Source organism: Oceanobacillus chungangensis (assembly GCF_003369565.1).
Taxonomy (GTDB): Bacteria; Bacillota; Bacilli; order Bacillales; family Amphibacillaceae; genus Oceanobacillus; species Oceanobacillus chungangensis.
In genome coordinates this window covers 90,843-109,999 of sequence record NZ_PIOD01000011.1, presented here as the reverse complement: position 1 = coordinate 109,999, position 19,157 = coordinate 90,843, and the positions used below count along the sequence as shown (strand labels likewise).

General features: G+C 36.2%; 17 protein-coding genes. 14 read left to right on the top strand and 3 right to left on the bottom strand.

Annotation, left to right across the window (positions count from 1 at the left end):
* Positions 1-93: 93 nt before the first annotated feature.
* The 3 genes from CWR45_RS10610 to CWR45_RS10600 all read left to right on the top strand — a co-directional run bounded on the left by CWR45_RS10610 (position 94) and on the right by CWR45_RS10600 (position 2,995).
* Positions 94-354, top strand: a complete 261-nt coding sequence (locus CWR45_RS10610) for a stage V sporulation protein S (RefSeq protein WP_115749837.1) — start codon at positions 94-96, stop codon at positions 352-354.
* Between the two features lie 628 nt (positions 355-982).
* Positions 983-2,563, top strand: coding sequence for a tRNA (N6-isopentenyl adenosine(37)-C2)-methylthiotransferase MiaB (miaB, locus tag CWR45_RS10605; protein WP_115749836.1), 1,581 nt, complete (start codon positions 983-985; stop codon positions 2,561-2,563).
* A gap of 3 nt (positions 2,564-2,566) precedes the next feature.
* The gene (locus tag CWR45_RS10600; RefSeq protein ID WP_115749835.1) at positions 2,567-2,995 is read left to right on the top strand and encodes a YlbF/YmcA family competence regulator; all 429 of its coding nucleotides are present in this window, start codon (positions 2,567-2,569) and stop codon (positions 2,993-2,995) included.
* A gap of 204 nt (positions 2,996-3,199) precedes the next feature.
* On the opposite strand, the gene CWR45_RS10595 is transcribed toward CWR45_RS10600, so the two are convergent.
* Together CWR45_RS10595 and CWR45_RS10590 are read right to left on the bottom strand one after the other, a co-directional pair.
* Positions 3,200-3,424 (bottom strand): hypothetical protein, encoded by a 225-nt coding sequence (locus CWR45_RS10595; protein ID WP_115749834.1) that lies wholly within the window; start codon positions 3,422-3,424, stop codon positions 3,200-3,202.
* A gap of 1,167 nt (positions 3,425-4,591) precedes the next feature.
* Positions 4,592-4,708, bottom strand: a complete 117-nt coding sequence (locus tag CWR45_RS10590) for an Ltp family lipoprotein (RefSeq protein ID WP_245975408.1) — start codon at positions 4,706-4,708, stop codon at positions 4,592-4,594.
* A 440-nt stretch (positions 4,709-5,148) separates the two neighbouring features.
* Between CWR45_RS10590 and CWR45_RS10585 the strand changes: the two genes are divergently transcribed.
* From CWR45_RS10585 to glnA, 11 genes are all read left to right on the top strand, one after another.
* Positions 5,149-5,712 (top strand): outer spore coat protein CotE, encoded by a 564-nt coding sequence (locus CWR45_RS10585; RefSeq protein ID WP_115749833.1) that lies wholly within the window; start codon positions 5,149-5,151, stop codon positions 5,710-5,712.
* A 544-nt stretch (positions 5,713-6,256) separates the two neighbouring features.
* Positions 6,257-8,833, top strand: a complete 2,577-nt coding sequence (mutS, locus tag CWR45_RS10580; RefSeq protein ID WP_115749832.1) for a DNA mismatch repair protein MutS — start codon at positions 6,257-6,259, stop codon at positions 8,831-8,833.
* Positions 8,834-8,858: 25 nt separating this feature from the next.
* Complete coding sequence (mutL, locus tag CWR45_RS10575) at positions 8,859-10,733, top strand: DNA mismatch repair endonuclease MutL (RefSeq protein ID WP_115749831.1); 1,875 nt, start codon at positions 8,859-8,861, stop codon at positions 10,731-10,733.
* A gap of 58 nt (positions 10,734-10,791) precedes the next feature.
* Complete coding sequence (locus CWR45_RS10570; protein WP_115749830.1) at positions 10,792-11,241, top strand: Dps family protein; 450 nt, start codon at positions 10,792-10,794, stop codon at positions 11,239-11,241.
* Positions 11,242-11,266: 25 nt separating this feature from the next.
* Positions 11,267-12,202, top strand: coding sequence for a tRNA (adenosine(37)-N6)-dimethylallyltransferase MiaA (miaA, locus tag CWR45_RS10565; RefSeq protein ID WP_115749829.1), 936 nt, complete (start codon positions 11,267-11,269; stop codon positions 12,200-12,202).
* Between the two features lie 37 nt (positions 12,203-12,239).
* Complete coding sequence (gene hfq / locus CWR45_RS10560; RefSeq protein WP_115749828.1) at positions 12,240-12,464, top strand: RNA chaperone Hfq; 225 nt, start codon at positions 12,240-12,242, stop codon at positions 12,462-12,464.
* 112 nt (positions 12,465-12,576) lie between these two features.
* Positions 12,577-13,500, top strand: coding sequence for a stage V sporulation protein K (gene spoVK / locus CWR45_RS10555; protein WP_115749827.1), 924 nt, complete (start codon positions 12,577-12,579; stop codon positions 13,498-13,500).
* Positions 13,501-13,710: 210 nt separating this feature from the next.
* Entirely contained in the window at positions 13,711-14,943 is a 1,233-nt protein-coding gene (gene hflX, locus CWR45_RS10550) for a GTPase HflX (RefSeq protein ID WP_115749826.1), read from the top strand.
* A gap of 5 nt (positions 14,944-14,948) precedes the next feature.
* Positions 14,949-16,220, top strand: coding sequence for a methionine gamma-lyase family protein (locus CWR45_RS10545; protein WP_425453621.1), 1,272 nt, complete (start codon positions 14,949-14,951; stop codon positions 16,218-16,220).
* Positions 16,221-16,553: 333 nt separating this feature from the next.
* A complete protein-coding gene (locus tag CWR45_RS10540) occupies positions 16,554-16,922 on the top strand; it encodes a MerR family transcriptional regulator (protein WP_115750094.1) in 369 nt (122 codons plus the stop codon).
* Between the two features lie 142 nt (positions 16,923-17,064).
* Entirely contained in the window at positions 17,065-18,399 is a 1,335-nt protein-coding gene (gene glnA, locus CWR45_RS10535) for a type I glutamate--ammonia ligase (RefSeq protein WP_115749824.1), read from the top strand.
* Between the two features lie 66 nt (positions 18,400-18,465).
* Here glnA and lexA read toward each other — a convergent pair whose 3' ends face one another.
* On the bottom strand, positions 18,466-19,089 hold the full coding sequence (gene lexA / locus CWR45_RS10530) for a transcriptional repressor LexA (RefSeq protein WP_115749823.1): 624 nt from the start codon (positions 19,087-19,089) through the stop codon (positions 18,466-18,468).
* Positions 19,090-19,157 lie beyond the last annotated feature (68 nt).

Sequence of the window (19,157 nt, the reverse complement as noted above, 5' to 3'; positions counted from 1 at the left end):
TGCGAACCATTGAAGGATAATAGGGAATAAGCTAACATCTCCAGGAATATAGTAGCAATAGAACTACAATAGGAAATGAAGGAGGTACTAGTAATGGATGTATTAAAGGTTTCAGCAAAATCAAGTCCAAATTCTGTAGCAGGTGCACTAGCCAACGTATTACGCGAACAAGGTTCTGCGGAGATGCAAGCAATTGGGGCGGGTGCATTAAACCAAGCAGTTAAAGCGGTGGCGATAGCGAGAGGATTTGTAGCCCCGAGCGGTGTTGACCTAGTTTGTATTCCAGCATTTACCGATATTATGATTGACAATGAAGAGCGAACTGCGATTAAACTAATCGTTGAACCTAGATAGTATTCAATGAACCAACCTTCCTAATAAATGGGAAGGTTTTGCTTTTGTCTAGAATAAGAAAGTCCAATTTCAATCCCCACGACAGGAGATGTCACGTCCAGTTCCACCGCACGTGCTCCTAGCGAGACTTCCCTCCTTATGACAATCTAAAGAAGACTTGCCTGTTGGTTACACATGAGGCTTAGTCGCACTAATTCCCTTGTGGTGAAAGTCAACATCGATTCGCTTTTACAACCAAAGAGTTTCCATTATCTCCTGCGAAGGAATGACCACCCTAAACTGTGGGTCGCAAGCAGTCCATACACTGCACAAACGGGCGCTTGCGCTTTTGCTCTTTTCCTTTTACAATATTTGTTATACTTGACATTATCCTCTATACTATAATAATGTAATCCTATACATATTGATTTTACAGATAATTTAATTACTCTGCCATTATAAGTTGTATATACTCATAGAAAGCTAAGGATTAACCAAGCCTTTCGACGACATCCTTAGTTGCACTTATGTAGTAAGAAATATTTTATACTTCTTAACTACTAAATTTACGACCAACTTACTGCGTAAGATTTCTAAACATAAGAAATTACACTATTGATGTTTGATTTTATTGAAAGGGGTTTTTCTCATGAACGAGCAGCAACGAGTAGACCAAGCACAGGTTAAGCAGGTAGGAAAAAAATTTGTAAAGCAAGAAGATAATATTAATCGAATCAAGAATACATCTAGTGAAGAAATGATTGCTAAATATTTTCAAACGAGCTATGAACCGCAAGCACCAGATATTAAAAAGGCAAGAAAGCGTCGGAAAGAAGATATTCAGTTTCACTATGATTTTGCAATTCCAGAAGATATTGAGAAGATTGGAAAAGGGAAGAAATTCCTAATTCGTACATATGGTTGTCAAATGAATGAACATGATACAGAGGTGATGGCGGGGATTTTAATCGAAATGGGGTATGAATTTACTGCAGATACGAATGAAGCGGATATCATCTTATTAAATACGTGTGCAATCCGGGAAAATGCGGAAAACAAAGTGTTTGGCGAAATTGGCCACTTAAAACCTTTAAAACTAGAAAAACCCGATTTAATTATTGGTGTTTGTGGTTGTATGTCACAAGAAGAATCCGTGGTTGACCGTATTCTAAAAAAACATCAGCATATCGATTTGATCTTTGGAACACATAATATCCATCGACTTCCACAATTGCTTAAAGAAGCTTTATTTGGAAAAGAGATGATTGTTGAGGTTTGGTCTAAAGAGGGAGATATTATTGAAAATCTTCCAAAAGCTCGTAAAGGGAAAATCAAGGCATGGGTAAACATTATGTATGGCTGTGATAAATTCTGTACCTATTGTATTGTACCAATGACTCGTGGAAAAGAAAGAAGTCGTAAACCAGAAGATATTATTCAGGAAGTTCGTCACTTAGCAGCACAGGGCTATCAAGAAGTAACATTACTCGGTCAAAATGTGAATGCATATGGAAAAGATTTTGAGGATATCTCCTATGGTCTTGGAGATTTGATGGATGATATTAATAAAATCGATATACCACGTGTTCGATTTACAACATCACATCCTAGAGATTTCGATGATTATTTAATTGAAGTTTTAGCTAAAGGCGGTAATCTTCTCGACCATATACATCTTCCAGTTCAATCTGGCAGCAGTGAAGTACTCAAGAAAATGAATCGTAAATATACGAGGGAGGAATATTTAAATTTAGTGAAAAAAATACGTAAGGCGATTCCAAATGTTACGTTAACTACGGATATTATTGTTGGTTTTCCTAATGAAACAGAGGAACAATTTGAAGAAACGATGACATTAATGGAAGAAGTTGGTTTTGAAGCAGCATACACGTATATCTACTCACCGCGCGAAGGAACACCAGCAGCTCGTAAAGTGGATGATGTTCCAGAAGAAGTGAAAAAACAACGATTACATCGTCTGAATGCGCTTGTTAACAAACAATCTGCTGAATCGATGAAGAAATATAAGGATAAAGTTGTAAAAGTACTTGTTGAAGGTGAAAGTAAAAAGAATCCAGACGTACTTGCTGGATATACAGAAAAGAATAAATTAGTTAACTTTAGAGGCCCGAAATCTTCTATTGGTAAAATCGTAGAAGTTGAAATTACAGAAGCAAAAACATGGTCCTTAGATGGTATCATTGTTGAAAATATGGTTGAGGTGAAATAAAAAATGGCTGAATATACACGTAAAGAAGTTTTAGACGAAGCAAGAAAATTAGCAGATATGCTTGCGAATACAGAAGAGATCGACCGCTTTAAGCAAGTTGAAGCAAAACTTAATGAAAATAAAAAAGTACAGCAGTTAATTCAAAAAATAAAGACCCTGCAAAAACAAGCGGTTAATTTCCAAGCATATGAGAAAAGAGAAGCACTTAAAAAAATTGAAGCCGAGCTTGATCGACTGCAAAATGAGATTGATGAAATACCGGTTGTTCAGGAATTTAAAGAAACACAAATCGTTGTAAATGATGTGCTGCAGCTCGTTTCTGGAACGATTGCAAGGGAAGTGACTAACAGTGTCATTGAATCAACTGGTGGCGATGTATTATCAGGAGAAACAGGATCTAAAACGAAAAATAAAATAGGGCACGGTCATTAAAGAAGAAAAATCAAGTAAGTGGAACGATTCGCTTGCTTGATTTTTTATATTACTCACGGACACGATGTAGATGCTTTTTATAGGAAATAATAACTCTAGGACCATTAATGTCAATAGATTTTTTCCAGACCGCATTACAGGGGTCGTAGCCTGTAGCGTGATATGTTCAAAGTGAAAGCCAAAGCGTTGAAAACCTAGGCTTTCTTATTCTGACTTGAAATCTTCATTTATTGAGTAGGATAAAACATCTTCTTCTTTATTCCAATCAACGAACACTTCAACAGATTCCCCCCTGCTATTAGTTACCACAAAGCTTGGATCACCATGTTCTCCTGCATTTTCTGCTTGTTCATTAAATTTATTTGTAACATCCTCTTCAAGAATTACATTTATTAATTTAATTGCTTGGCTAAGGGGTAAATTTTTCATTGATTATCCTTTTCCTCTCCTATTTGTGTTTATAGGATATCCAGTTATTCATTTTTATTTCGTGAATCTTAAAGTCCAACTACGGGAAAAGCTGGGGTTTATGGATAATACGTAATCAACTACTAATCCACGGTCATATTTCAATATCTTCGTTGAATAGCTCAAAAGCGGGTCATGTGGATCTGGTTGGTTCATTTACTTTACAAAATCATAATCAGTACTGCATCTCCAGTTCAACACGAGGCGTTTCTTCTTTTACAGAGAATTGGCGTATTTTTAACGTATGGGTAAATATTATTAGGTAAAAAGAAGGATTACTTCTCCTTTTGTCGAATGATGTAGGTAGGAGGACAGGAGGATGATCATGTTTAAAAGAAAATGTAGCATTTGTACTAAAAAAACGACGAAAAGTTTAAGGAGAGAATATGTAACTGATCTAGGTAAAAAAATAATAGTTTGCTTACAGTGTGCAGAATATGCGGAAAAACGAGCATTTAGAAAAGCCTAAAAAAGTTCGTAAAGGTGGTTTACTAAAAGTTAGAGTAGAAAATCTGACTTTCAGTGGTCGGTACCTAACAGATATGAAGAATAGTCACAAATATAAGTTTGGAATAACCTTAATAAAAATTATACGATTTATCCAGGATGAAAATTACATGTAAAATAAAGAGTAAGTCCCTGACCAATTATGGTTAGGGGCATGTTTAAGTTTATATTATTATGTAGCTACTTTTCTTTCATGTTGTCGCTCTTGAGATTACTAATACTACCCACCGGATTTTTAAAGTTCTTCTTCATCTACTCATCAGAAGAGATTGTATCAGGTTAAAATGAAGATGTAACAACTACAGAGGAAGTAGATACAAGAACCAACAGAAACTGAGGCACCTGTAGAATCAGAAGAAGTAGAGGCGATAATTGAAGCAATGTCAGAGGAAGAAAAAATAGAAGACCTGGCTATAGAAGAGACTGTAGAAAGCACGAATGAAAAATTATCTCAATAAAATGCAGGGGTATGGCTGAAGCTATTTGACTATACAGCTTTTGTTACATCGAGGATTTAGAGATTCATGATGATTTAACTGATTTACTTGTTGATACTCGGTTAATGAAGTTTATGACTTTGATTTGGCTATAGAAGTTTGGAGATATTTATTATTTAGAAGGCTATATGCCCTCTTCATTGCTAAAGCCTTCAAACTCCTGCTGTTCTATTAAACCGCTTCTTGAGAAACTTGAGTAGTCTAAGTAGCCTTGAGCAATTAGTACTGCTGCTCTTGCCATTCAACACTTATTTGGTTTACTGCATAAGACGTCCTCATCATTAAATCCTAGTCTCGTTGTTGTTCTTCTTTCTCCCATATGTAAAATTCTTCTGAAAATCCCCCCCAGGCCGTCTATATAAGATACCAAAGAAATACTTTTATCATTGGTTAGAAAGCAAGCAGGGGAGCTATCTCCCTGCTTGCCGCTAATTAGAAATGGTTTCGAGAAGCTCCTGTCCACGTTTTTTTTTAGGTCCTCAAAATGCCTCCAATACGACCGAAATGCTTCAACTTTGAATATACTTTTTTATATAGCTTAAAAACACTAAGAAATTGAAGATACTGATACATCAATACTTGTTAATTTAAATACTGATAAATAATAATAAACTGTTCTATGCACTTTAGGTATTTATCTTGCATAAAATGACTATGAAAAAAGAGGAGGTAAAAGTAATCATGACTTTTCTCGATAAAGAATATAGAGAGATCATTTCGAAAGCTGTCATTGGTAAGGGGAAGAAGTTCACGCAGGAGTCTCATTCCGTTACACCGTCACATCGCCCATCAAGTATTCTTGGATGTTGGGTCATCAATCATTTATATAATGCCAAGAAGAAATCAGAAGAATCTGTAGAAATTCAAGGTAGCTATGATGTAAACGTTTGGTATTCCTATAATGATAATACTAAAACAGAAGTTGTAACAGAAAGAGTAACGTATACCGATGTTATACCACTCTCAGTTAAGGATGATAATTGCATTAATGATGATCATGATGTAATTGCTAAGGTTATCCAACAACCCAATTGCCTAGAATGTAAAATTGGAAGTAATGGACATAAGATCGTTGTTGAAATCGAGCGAGAATTTGTAGTGCAAGTTATCGGTGAAACAAAACTTTCTGTTCGAGTAAATCCAGTACAGGACGATTTTGGTGATGATGATGACGCTTGGGACTTCAAGCTAACAGATGATGAATTAGAAAGAGTAGAGCCAGACTTCTTAAATAAACAAGATTAAGAAAATTACGAGGGATAACATCTCTCGTAATATTTTTACATAAGTTGTTTTTATATAAGATAAGAATTTGTGATAATGATGATTTTTGCTATAGAGAGTCGTGCATCCAGAGGACAAGGCAGAAGTCTCTCGTCCCTTCACTACAATCAACGAAGATAGGTGAATTAATGCCATTTTCACTTTTTGTAAAAAGATGAAAATGGTATTTTTAACATTCAACCCTAGCGGAAGAAATACACGGAGACTCCTCGAAAATAAAGAGCAATTTGTCGTGATTGCGGTGCAATGCTGCCGAGGTCTTTCTTGTTCTTCGGGAAGAAGATTAGGTGAGACTACGAAGTGCGGCAGCACAAGAAGGCTCGCCAGCTCCCCGCGAAAAGCGCAGTGTATTTCTGGAGCGACTGGACTAAGAGCCACTCACACCTCTAATTAAGTTTGAATCATCATAAAGAATCCAAGTGTTGAAGAAATGCTTCCTGCGCTTTTCTTGCCTTTTATGCTATAATTATATAAGTATATTACGGGATTTTTTGGAGGATTAATGATGGGCAAGCAGACACCGATGATGGAACAATATTTAAAAATAAAAGCAAATTATCAAGACGCATTTCTATTTTTCCGATTAGGAGATTTCTATGAAATGTTTAATGATGATGCCATAAATGCTGCAAGAGAGTTAGAGATTACCCTTACAAAACGTGGTGGTAGTGATGGAATTCCGATGTGTGGAGTGCCCTATCATGCTGCTGAAAATTATATAAAAACATTAATAGAAAAAGGTTATAAAGTAGCAATATGCGAACAGGTAGAAGATCCAAAGACAGCTAAAGGCGTAGTGAAACGTGAAGTAGTACAGCTTATTACACCTGGAACTGTAATGGAAAGCAATATGCTAAAAGAAGGCGAAAACAATTACATTGCAAGTCTTTCTCAGTTTAAAGATGGCTCATATGTTATTGTGTATAACGACCTTTCGACTGGTGAAAATAATATTACAGTAATTTCTCATGGATGGGACGCTGTTATCCATGAGTTGTATAATCAACCAATTAAAGAGATTGTTATTTCTTCTAATTTACCAGAGGAGTTACAAACCCAGCTAAGAGATAGACTACATGTAACATTGTCTTATCAGGATGAAGTAACATTCAATGCAGAGTATCGAAATCTTACAGCAAATTTAAATGACGAGCGGTTGATGAAGGCATTTAGCCGATTATTAAATTATATACAGCATACGCAAAAGCGTTCACTTGATCATTTACAACAAGCAAATGTAATCGAATTGAAGCATTATCTGTCACTCGATATGTATTCTAAACGAAATTTAGAATTAACAGAAACCATTATTAAGAAGGGAAAGCATGGCAGCTTGCTTTGGGTTCTTGATCAAACGGTAACTGCGATGGGATCAAGACTACTTAAGAAATGGCTTGAGCGACCATTACTTGATAAGCAGCGAATTGAAGACAGACTAAATGTTGTTGATGCTTTCTATCAACGTTTTATGGAAAGAGATACACTGCGGGATACACTAAAATCAGTTTATGATTTAGAACGACTTGCAGGAAGAATTGCGTTCGGGAATGTAAATGCTCGTGATTTATTACAGTTAAAGCAATCACTTGAGAAAATTCCGGAGTTAAAAGCAACATTAAATCAATTTGAACAACATCAGATTCAGGCTCTTTCCAAAGGTCTAATTTACCCTAAGGAATTAGTAGACTTATTAAATACAAGCATCGTTGATAATCCACCAATTTCAATTAAAGAAGGTTCAATCATTAGAGATGGTTACAATGATATGCTCGATACTTATCGTGATGCATCAAAAAATGGTAAGAAGTGGATTGCTGCGTTAGAAAAGCAAGAAAAACAAGAAACCAATATTAAATCATTAAAGATTGGCTATAATCGCGTATTCGGCTACTATATTGAAATAACAAAGGCAAATATCCATTTGATTCCCGAGGGACGATATGAACGGAAGCAAACATTAGCAAATGCGGAACGGTACATTACTCCAGAATTAAAAGAGAAGGAACAATTAATTCTAGAAGCAGAAGAAAAAAGTGTTGATCTTGAATATAATTTATTTATAGAAATACGTGAAAAAATTAAAGAGCATATTCCAGAATTACAATATTTAGCGGAAGTTGTCAGTAAAATTGATGTGTTGCAATCTTTTGCTACGGTAAGTGAAAGGAATAATTACCATCGGCCGCATTTTGGTGACAGTAAATTAAATATCAAAAATGGTCGTCATCCTGTCATAGAGCAAGTAATGAAAGATGGCTCTTTTGTTCCCAATAATGTATCTCTTGATGAAGATAAAAACATTTTATTAATAACTGGACCAAACATGTCAGGAAAAAGCACCTATATGCGGCAGCTCGCACTTGCTGTAATTATGGGACAAATTGGTTGCTTTGTTCCTTGTGATGAAGCGGAGCTAATTATATTCGATCAGATCTTCACACGAATTGGTGCTGCAGATGATTTAGTATCTGGACAAAGTACGTTTATGGTCGAAATGCTTGAAGCGAACCATGCAATTGCTAATGCAACGGATAGAAGTTTAATCTTACTCGATGAAATTGGCCGAGGGACAAGCACTTATGATGGGATGGCTTTAGCACAAGCGATTGTGGAATATATCCATAATAATATTCAGGCAAAAACGTTATTTTCAACACATTATCATGAATTAACCGTGTTAGAAGAATCATTGGAGAAACTAAAGAATATTCACGTTCGGGCGGAAGAATTTGAAGGAAATGTTGTGTTTTTACACCAAATTCAAGAGGGCGCAGCAGATAAGAGCTATGGCATTCATGTAGCTAAATTAGCTGATTTACCGGAAGCACTTATTGAGCGAGCTAGCACAATTTTACAAGATTTGGAATCAAGCGATAAACCAGTGCCAAAGAATGAAAAAAATGATTCGAGTCAATTATCCTTTTTTGTTGAAGAAACGGTACAGGCAGAAAAGAAAAATAAGCCAGTTCCTGTAACTGAAGAAAAAGCGTTAGATGAATTAAAAAGATTAAATTTATTCGAGATGACGCCGATGGAAGCGATGAATGCATTGTATCGATTACAAAAACAAGTAAATATGTAGAAATTCAGACGAAAGGATTGTTAACATGAAGATCGTACAAATGTCTGATGCATTAGCAAATAAAATAGCTGCTGGGGAAGTTGTTGAGCGTCCAGCATCGGTTGTCAAAGAACTTGTCGAGAATAGTATTGATGCTAATAGTACTTGGATTAAAGTTGAAATAACTGAGGCAGGATTACAACAAATCAAAATTACCGATAATGGGGATGGAATGTCAGAAGCAGACTGTGAAATGGCATTCTTACCCCATGCTACGAGCAAGGTTAAAAACGAAAGTGATTTATTTCATGTGAAAACCTTAGGATTCCGTGGAGAGGCGCTCGCAAGTATCGCTTCTGTCAGCAAGCTTTCAGTTAAGTCTTCTGAAGGAGACCAAGCCGGTACGTATTTAAAGCTTGACGGTGGGAAAATAATTGAAAAGAAGAAGAGTGATGCAAGGAAGGGTTCGGAAATCATCGTAGAGGATTTATTTTTTAATACACCTGCAAGACTTAAATATATGAAAAGTCTCCATACTGAGCTTGGTCATATAACGGATTTACTGAATCGATTAGCACTTGCACATCCTGAAATTAGGTTTGAAGCAATTCATAATGATAAGGGACTATTTAAGACGGCGGGAACTGGGGACTTATTACAAGTTATCTCTCAAGTATACGGTATGAATGTTGCAAAGAAAATGCTTCCAGTTAAACAAGAAACACTCGATTATTCGATTGCTGGATATATTGCAAAACCAGAGGTCACTAGAGCATCAAGATCTTATATATCGATAATCATCAATGGTCGCTACATTAAGAGTGTGCCGTTGAATCAAGCGATAATACGTGCCTATCATACATTACTGCCAATTGGTCGGTCACCGATTGTGGTGTTAAGAATTGAAATGGATCCTATCTTAGTTGATGTTAACGTACATCCAACGAAATTAGAAGTTCGCTTTAGTAAAGATAAAGAATTATTTACTAATATAGAAGAAATGATTAAAAATAAGTTCCGGGAAATAACGCTGATTCCTGAAGTAGAGCAAAAGCCAATGCCAAAGCCAAAAGTTCAATCCTTTCAATCGATGATGAAGTTTGATGATCCAGTTAGGAAATCGGTAGAAGCAAATGATAATGCACAGGAAGTCGGGAATATTCAACAGGAAACTAGTATTAATCCTTATGAAATCAAAGAAACAACATCCTATCATGTTAGTGGTGAAGAAACTGACAGCTCCGAGGATATTGACGAACCTCAGGTTGAAATTGAGCAACAAGAACAGAATCATGAGACAAACGAGCAAGAATTCGAACCAAAGGAAACTCAGAATCCTCGTGTCCCGCAAATGTATCCAGTTGGACAAGTGCAAGGAACGTATATTATTGCACAAAATGAAAATGGGCTTTATATGATTGATCAGCATGCAGCGCAAGAAAGAATTAAATATGAATTTTTTAAAGAGAAGTTGGGAAAACCGATCAAGATGTCACAAGAATTATTAATCCCAATGACCTTTGAATTTTCAAAGCAAGAATCGATTTTTATCGAACAATACAAAGAAACATTTGAAAACGTTGGGTTATTTTTTGAGCAATTCGGGAATCAAACGTATATTATCCGTTCACACCCAAATTGGTTTCCGGGTGGATTTGAAGAGGAAGTCATCCGAGAAATGATTGATCAAATTATGAATGAGGAACGTGTCAATATTGAGTCCATTCGTGAAGAAGCAGCAATTCTTATGTCTTGCAAGCGGTCGATAAAAGCAAATCATTATTTAAATCATTCCGAAATGTTTCGGTTATTGGAAGACCTGCGAAAATCGACAGATCCATTTACTTGCCCACATGGAAGACCAATCATTGTTCATTTTTCAACCTATGAATTAGAGAAAATGTTTAAGCGTGTGATGTAAAACTAGTATAATTTATCGTCATCTCGGGTAAACCTAGTAATAAAAGCCGAGGTGCAGCATGGAAAATCAAAAGTTGATTAATTTTCTAAATCAATTGCTATCAAATTATGTTGTCATGTATATAAAGCTTCATCGTTACCATTGGTTTATTCAAGGGAGACATTTTTTCCTTCTACATGAGAAGTTTGAGGAAATGTATCAGGAAATCGCAAGTGATTTAGATGAAATTGCTGAACGTATTTTAATGATTGATGGTAAGCCGCTTGCTACAATGGCGAAATATTTAAAGGAAACAACCTTGGTTGAGGCGAATGCAGATGATAAAGAAAATGAAATCATCGCTCAATTAATCGAGGATTTCGAGCAAATGATTTCAGAAATACATCAAGTAGGAATACCGCTTAGCAATGAACAGCAGGATGATCCGTCAATCGATTTATTAGCAACTTTACAAGGAAAACTAGAAAAATATCTATGGATGTTAAAGAGTTATTTAGCATTAGAATAAAAGAATGGAATTTAGGGGAATACGAATGAAAAAAACTGTAGTTGCTATCGTTGGTCCGACGGCAGTAGGAAAAACCAAGCTTAGTATCGAAATGGCCAAAAGATTTAATGGTGAAATTATTAGTGGGGATTCTATGCAAGTATACAAGGGATTTGATATTGGAACAGCAAAGATTAGCGAAGAAGAAGCACAGGGAATTCCACATCATATGATTGATATCTTGAATCCAAACGAATCCTTCTCTGTTGCTGATTATCAATATTATGTACAAAAGTATATAGAAGAAGTCTCTGCTAAAGGTAAATTGCCAATTATCGTTGGAGGTAGCGGTCTCTATATTCAGGCAGCACTTTATAACTATAATTTTGCTGAACAAAAAAGAGATGAGGCCCTTACAAGCAAGTTTGAACAAATCATTGAACGAGATGGGATTATGCCATTATATCAACAACTAGAAGAAATTGATCCAGAACAAGCGCAGAAGATTCATCCGAATAATCATCGAAGGGTAATTCGCGCACTTGAAATCTATGAAACAACTGGAATGACGATGACGGCTTATCAAGAGAAACAAACACTCGAATCACCTTATAACTTGATTTTAATTGGGTTAGAAATGGAAAGAGAGCTTTTGTATAAACGCATTAACCAAAGAGTTGATTTAATGATTGCATCCGGGCTAGTGGAAGAAGTAAAGGCTCTCTATGATCAAGGTTTAGAAAAAAGCCAGGCAATGACTGCTATCGGCTATAAAGAGTTTATTCCTTATTTCAAGAATGGAGAAAGCTTAGAACAGGCAATTGAGGTTCTAAAGCGTAATTCGAGGAGATACGCTAAACGCCAATATACTTGGTTTAAAAATAAGATGGATATTAAATGGTATTTGCTTACACCAAGCTCCATCAATGAAAAGTTTAAAATGATTTTTGACGATTTTGAAGGAATTTTAGAAAAAAAGTAGAATGGTTATAGTATAGATAAATAGAGGAGGAAGTACGATGGCGCAAACTGTGAATGTCCAAGATCAGTATTTAAATCAATTAAGAAAGCATCATATTTCAGTAACTATATTCCTTACCAATGGTTTCCAGTTAAGGGGGACTGTGAAGGCTTTTGACAATTTCACAGTGTTACTTGAAACCGATGGGAAGCAACAGCTTATATTTAAACATGCTATTTCAACCTTCGCTCCAGTTAAAAATGTATCATTAGAAAATGAGTAAGTGGCTAACGGACGCTTTTATTGGCGTCCGTTTTCAATTGGATAAATACTAGGCGTTTGTCACAACTTTTTTCCTTTGTGCGTATACTAAGGTTGACTAGAGGGGTGATAACGTGGAATCACAATTGAACCGTAATCGAAATGGTCAAATAAATATTATTTTGCATAATGCTAATAAGAAACCGAGTGATGTGCATAACAATCCATTCGAATTTAGTAAAAATGAACAATATAAAGCAATTGATCGAGAATTTTCGTCATTTATTGGCATGGATAAATTTAAAAAAACAATAAAAGAGATTTATGCGACAATCGTAATCAATGAGAAGCGGAAGGAGTTAGGGTTAAATAGTTCGAAGCAGGTACTCCATATGCTTTTCAAAGGTAATCCCGGCACAGGTAAGACTACTGTAGCGAGAAAACTTGCCAAGGTATATTTTAATATGAATATATTATCAAAAGGGCATTTTGTTGAAGCTGAAAGAGCAGATTTGGTTGGAGAATACATTGGTCAAACCGCGCAAAAAACGCGCGCAATCATTCAGAAAGCAATGGGTGGTATTCTTTTTATAGATGAAGCATATTCCTTGGCAAGAGGTGGAGAAAAGGATTTTGGTAAGGAAGCGATTGATACTTTAGTGAAGCACATGGAGGATCATCATAACGACTTAGTGTTGATTCTTGCAGGATATCCTCATGAAATGGATAAATTTTTATTACTAAATCCTGGTCTGCAATCTAGATTCCCGTTTATCTTGAATTTTGAGGATTACGGCGTCGATCAATTATTAGATATTGCTAAACAAATGGTAGGAGAAAGAGAATATCAATTTACTAAAGAAGCAGAATGGGAACTACGGAATCATCTAGATAAAAAAACAGGTGGAGGCATACGGAATTTTTCCAATGCCCGCTATGTGCGTAACATAATCGAGCGAGCAATACGAATGCATGCTGTAAGGTTGATTCAGGAGGAACGGTTTACGACAGAAAACTTAACAAATATTACGGCAAAAGATTTACAAATGGATGATTGAATAGCTAACGAATTTTTGGAACTAGTAGGAAAAACACATAGAAAAATCCTCAGTGATGATTCGTCGCTGAGGATTCATTCACTCGCTCTAACTTTGTAAACATTGTGTTTTTTGTTATGATGAAGGAATAAACAGGGTACATATAAGATGATTTCATATAAATCATGACGAGCGAGTACGATCAGCTCGTCATAAGAAAGAGGTTGTTAAATGTCCGAAGAAAGAATCCTAATTATAGCAGTTAAAAACGAGGGTGAGCACGAAGAGCGATTTTTATCTTCTCTAGATGAACTTGTTTCACTAAGCAAGACGGCGGGTGGTACAGTTAAAAGTGTCATTACACAAAATCGAAGTAGGATTCATCCGGCTACATATATAGGAGAAGGGAAAATTAAAGAAATAAAGGAAGAAATTGATGCATTAGAAATTGACCTCGTAATTTCTAATGATGAGCTATCTCCAGGTCAATTAAGAAATTTAGGTAATCGGTTCGAGGTCCGAATCATTGACCGGAGTCAGTTAATCCTAGATATATTCGCGCAGCGTGCGCGAACGAAGGAAGGGAAATTGCAGGTCGAGCTAGCGCAATTGGAATATTTATTGCCGAGGCTCCAGGGGCAAGGGATCGCCATGTCTAGACTTGGAGCGGGAATCGGGACAAGAGGACCGGGGGAAACGAAATTAGAAACAGACCGACGACATATTAAGAATAAGATTCATGACATTAAACAAAAGTTAAAATTAGTAGTCCGTACACGCGAACAGTACAGAAAGCGAAGGAAAGTTAATGAAGTATTCCAGATTGCTGTTGTTGGCTATACCAATGCCGGAAAATCTACCCTATTCAATCGATTAACGGCGAGCAATACATTAGAGGAGAATAAACTATTCGCTACCCTTGATCCACTAACGAGAAAATTGCAGCTTGATTCGGGATTTCAAGCGTTGATTACAGATACAGTTGGTTTTCTACAAGAACTACCAACATCTTTAATTGCATCCTTCCGTTCGACATTAGAAGAGGTTTCAGCTGCAAATCTGCTGCTGCATGTTGTTGATGGATCACATGAGGATCAAGTACAGCAACAGAATACGGTATTAAAATTACTAGAGGATCTAGACGCACAGCAAATACCAGTGCTCACAATTTATAATAAAAAGGATTTACTTAAAGAGACTGTCATACCGATGAATCATCCATACCTTATTATTAGTGCGAACGATGAAGATGATGTAAAGCGTGTCCTGCTGAAAATAGAAGAGCTTCTTAAGGAGTTATGGGAAAGCTATGCAGTAGAGCTGGATCCAGATAAGGGGAAATTGCTCTCTAAGCTTGAGCGGGAAACGATCATCACAGATAAGAAATTTGATGAGGCAAGGAATAAATACGTAATACAGGGCTATGTTCGCAAAGAACACCCGATAAATTATTTGATTAAATAAATGCAATAAGCAAAAGAGGAGAAAATATTAACATGATTGAAGAAATAGTGAAGCAAGCAGAATTAGATTGCAGTAATGAGCACCAAAAAATAAATGAAATCGTTGAAAAAACTCAAAAACGAGTGCTTGATGCATTTATTAATAACCGGATAAGTGATAGTCATTTTAGTTCGACAACAGGTTACGGCTATGATGACCTTGGGCGTGATGCGTTAGAATCGGTTTATGCTGATGTATTCGGTGGAGAAGATGCGCTCGTTCGTCCGCAAATTGTTTCAGGCACGCATGCAATTGCAACAACACTATTTGGTTTATTACGTCCAAATGATGAGCTTATTTATATTACCGGAAAACCTTATGATACGTTGGAAGAAGTAATTGGCATCAGAGGAAACAATGCTGGTTCATTAAAAGATTACGATATAAAGTATCAAGAAGTACGTTTAAATGATGCTGGAGCGGTAGACTTTCCGGCAGTTCAAAGAGCAATTACAGCTGATACTAAGGTAATTGGTATCCAGCGTTCTAAAGGATATGATGACCGTCCATCTTTTACAATTAAAGAAATTGCAGAAATGGTTCGATTTGTTAAGGAGATAAATCCCGAAATTATTATTTTTGTAGATAATTGCTACGGTGAATTTGTAGAAGAACAGGAACCTCTTCATGTCGGCGTAGATATTATGGCTGGATCACTAATAAAAAATCCAGGTGGTGGGATTGTTCGAGCTGGTGGTTATATTGTAGGAAGAGAAGATTTGATTATGCAATGTGGCAATCGCCTCACTGCCCCAGGTCTAGGCAAAGAAACTGGAGCAACATTCAATATGCTGCAAGAAATGTATCAAGGGCTATTTCTAGCACCTCATATCGTTGGACAAGCATTAAAAGGTGCAGTATTTACAGCTAGATTTCTTGAATTGGTTGGTTTTAAAACGTCACCACATTATCAAGCGAATCGAACAGATTTAATTCAATCGGTGACTTTTCCTAATGCCGAGCAAATGGTTGCATTCTGTCAAGCAATCCAAAGGAATTCCCCAGTTAATTCTTATGTAACTCCATATCCAAGTGAAATGCCTGGCTATGAGGACAAAGTAATTATGGCTGCAGGTACGTTTATTCAAGGCTCAAGTATTGAATTATCAGCAGATGGTCCGATCCGTGCCCCATATACAGCCTTTGTTCAGGGGGGCCTCACATATGAACATGTGAAAATAGCATTAATCGAATCAGTAAAAAGTCTTATAAAACAAGGTTTTATAAAATTAAAGTAGGGAATATAACTAAAGAGTCTTAACGGCTCTTTTTTTAAATGGTTTATTTTTCAAGGCGCAGTATGTAGAAGATTTTTACTTCCTGTTATGAAACACTTCTCGGTGATATTGAGCGTAATCTTTCGATATCGAAGCGGCAAAGACTCCTAAATTAGCTGTAACGTATCAACACTACTGAAAATTATTTAGCATAGCGTAAATTCTTTTCGTAAATACGTTTAAAATTCTATGTTAGGTAATCTAACAAATGTTTGACAGCAAACCTTACATACAATATAATTTACCTATCAATTAGTTGGGGGTAATGGTTTGAATGATCAAGATCGTCGTTCAATGCCTTTGTTTTCAATTGGCATTGTCATGAAATTGACCGAACTTACTGCTCGTCAAATTAGATATTATGAAGAACATGAATTAATATCTCCAGAACGAACAGCCGGTAATCAACGATTATTTTCATTTAATGATGTTGATAAACTGCTAGAGATAAAAAATCTATTGGATAATGGACTTAATCTAGCGGGTATAAAAATTATGCTGCAAGAGGAACTTAAGCAAGAAGTGAAAGTGCAGGTAGCAAAAACTGATTTAACGGACAGAGAACTTCGAAATATTTTGCGAGCGGAGCTGAACCATGTTGGTATGAATGGAAAAGTAAGCATTAGACAAGGTGAGCTATCAAGGTTTTTTGTCAATCGTTAATCATTTATGATGTATTTGAGCAAGTATTTTTGGTAGTTAAGAAAGTATAAAAATTTTCTTACTACATAAGTGCAACTAAGGCAGTCATCGAAAGGCTTAGTTAAACCTTAGTTTTCTAATTATTACTCAAGGAGGAAATTTAGTGGGACAGTTTACGAAAGAAGCGATTATTAAAAAAATTAAAGAAGAAAATGTGCGATTCATTAGACTGCAATTCACAGATATGTTCGGAAGCATTAAAAATGTGGAAATTCCTTTAAGCCAATTAGATAAAGCATTATCGAATAAAATGATGTTTGATGGCTCTTCCATTGAAGGTTTTGTACGGATTGAAGAGTCAGACATGTATTTATATCCAGATTTAGATACCTTCGTTGTATTCCCATGGACATCTGAGAAAGGAAAAGTAGCAAGATTTATTTGTGATATTTATAATCCTGATGGAACACCTTTCGAAGGCTGCCCAAGATATAATTTAAAACGTAATTTAAAGAAAATGGAAGAATTAGGATTCGATACTTTTAATATCGGTGCGGAACCGGAGTTTTTCTTGTTTAAACTAGACCAAAATGGTGATCCATCACTAGAGCTTAATGATCATGGTGGTTATTTCGACTTAGCTCCTACTGATCTTGGAGAAAACTGCCGTCGTGATATAGTATTAGAACTTGAAGAAATGGGATTTGAAATCGAAGCATCCCATCACGAAGTAGCTCCTGGACAGCATGAAATCGACTTTAAATATTCCAATGCAGTAAAACATGCAGATGATATTCAAACCTTTAAATTGGTAGTAAAAACGATTGCAAGGAAGTATAACCTTCATGCAACCTTTATGCCGAAGCCGTTATTCGGTGTAGCTGGATCTGGGATGCATGTAAACATGTCAATGTTTAAAGACGGTAAAAATGTCTTTTTAGATGAAAACGGGGAAATGCAATTAAGTGATGTTGCATATCAATTCATCGCAGGAATTATGAAGCATGCAACTGGATTTACAGCTGTAACGAATCCAATAGTAAATTCATATAAGCGATTAGTTCCAGGTTATGAAGCGCCATGCTATGTAGCTTGGTCAGGATCAAACCGTAGTCCATTACTGCGAATTCCGAGCTCTCGTGGATTAAGTACTCGTGTTGAAGTACGAAGTGTTGACCCAGCAGCAAATCCATATATGGCACTTGCTGTATTACTAGCATCTGGTTTAGATGGAGTAGAAAATAATCTAGTAGCACCACATGCTGTCGATCGTAACATTTATGTAATGACGAAAGAAGAACGTGAAGAGAATGGTGTAGAAGATTTACCAAGTACGCTAGCAAATGCACTAGAGTTATTAAAGAAAGATGAGGTCGTAGTAAGCTCACTAGGCAATCATCTATTTGAGAATTTTGTTGAAGCGAAAGAGATTGAATGGGAAATGTTTAAAACTCAAGTACATCCATGGGAACGAGAACAGTATATTACGCAGTACTAATTCGTATCTTATAAATAGAAAAACTTCGAATGAGGGCAATGCCCTTGCTCGAAGTTTTTTGTTTTATTAATGTATATTTCGATATAAGCCAATGACTTTGCCGAGTATGCTGACATTTTCATAAAAAAGTGGTTCCATTGTTGCATTTTCCGGTTGTAGTCGGATATGGTTCTTCTCTTTAAAGAATCGTTTTACAGTTGCTTCATTGTCCTCTGTCATTGCAACAACAATATCCCCGTTATTTGCTGTATTTTGTTGTTTGACAATTACCATATCTCGGTCTAGTATTCCTGCCTCTATCATACTTTCCCCATCAATTACTAAGACAAATAGATTATCATCAGGGCTTGAAGTAGAACTAGGAAGTGGAATGAATTCCTCAATATTCTCTACTGCCGTAATTGGAATACCGGCAGTAACCTTCCCGATTACAGGTGCATAGCGTGCAATATCTTTCGGTATGTTACTTTCTTCAGCATCATCAAGTATTTCTATTGCTCTCGGTTTCGTAGGATCTCGTCTAATAAAGCCTTTACTCTCTAATCTCTCAAGATGACCATGAACAGTAGAGCTTGATGCAAGTCCAACAGCTACTGCAATTTCCCGAACGGACGGCGGATAACCTTTGCTATTAACTTCATTTTTTATGAAATCGAGTATCATTTGTTGTCTATTTGAAAGTTTTGTCATCATTTATACACCTCACACATAGGATTTATTATTAATAGTTTATCATTTTATATATAAACAAGCAAACA

Coding starts and splice junctions, on each gene's coding strand:
- CWR45_RS10610 (WP_115749837.1), top strand. CDS start 94: ATGGATGTATTAAAGGTTTCAGCAAAATCAAGTCCAAATTCTGTAGCA.
- miaB (WP_115749836.1), top strand. CDS start 983: ATGAACGAGCAGCAACGAGTAGACCAAGCACAGGTTAAGCAGGTAGGA.
- CWR45_RS10600 (WP_115749835.1), top strand. CDS start 2,567: ATGGCTGAATATACACGTAAAGAAGTTTTAGACGAAGCAAGAAAATTA.
- CWR45_RS10595 (WP_115749834.1), bottom strand. CDS start 3,424: ATGAAAAATTTACCCCTTAGCCAAGCAATTAAATTAATAAATGTAATT.
- CWR45_RS10590 (WP_245975408.1), bottom strand. CDS start 4,708: ATGGCAAGAGCAGCAGTACTAATTGCTCAAGGCTACTTAGACTACTCA.
- CWR45_RS10585 (WP_115749833.1), top strand. CDS start 5,149: ATGACTTTTCTCGATAAAGAATATAGAGAGATCATTTCGAAAGCTGTC.
- mutS (WP_115749832.1), top strand. CDS start 6,257: ATGGGCAAGCAGACACCGATGATGGAACAATATTTAAAAATAAAAGCA.
- mutL (WP_115749831.1), top strand. CDS start 8,859: ATGAAGATCGTACAAATGTCTGATGCATTAGCAAATAAAATAGCTGCT.
- CWR45_RS10570 (WP_115749830.1), top strand. CDS start 10,792: ATGGAAAATCAAAAGTTGATTAATTTTCTAAATCAATTGCTATCAAAT.
- miaA (WP_115749829.1), top strand. CDS start 11,267: ATGAAAAAAACTGTAGTTGCTATCGTTGGTCCGACGGCAGTAGGAAAA.
- hfq (WP_115749828.1), top strand. CDS start 12,240: ATGGCGCAAACTGTGAATGTCCAAGATCAGTATTTAAATCAATTAAGA.
- hflX (WP_115749826.1), top strand. CDS start 13,711: ATGTCCGAAGAAAGAATCCTAATTATAGCAGTTAAAAACGAGGGTGAG.
- CWR45_RS10540 (WP_115750094.1), top strand. CDS start 16,554: ATGCCTTTGTTTTCAATTGGCATTGTCATGAAATTGACCGAACTTACT.
- lexA (WP_115749823.1), bottom strand. CDS start 19,089: ATGACAAAACTTTCAAATAGACAACAAATGATACTCGATTTCATAAAA.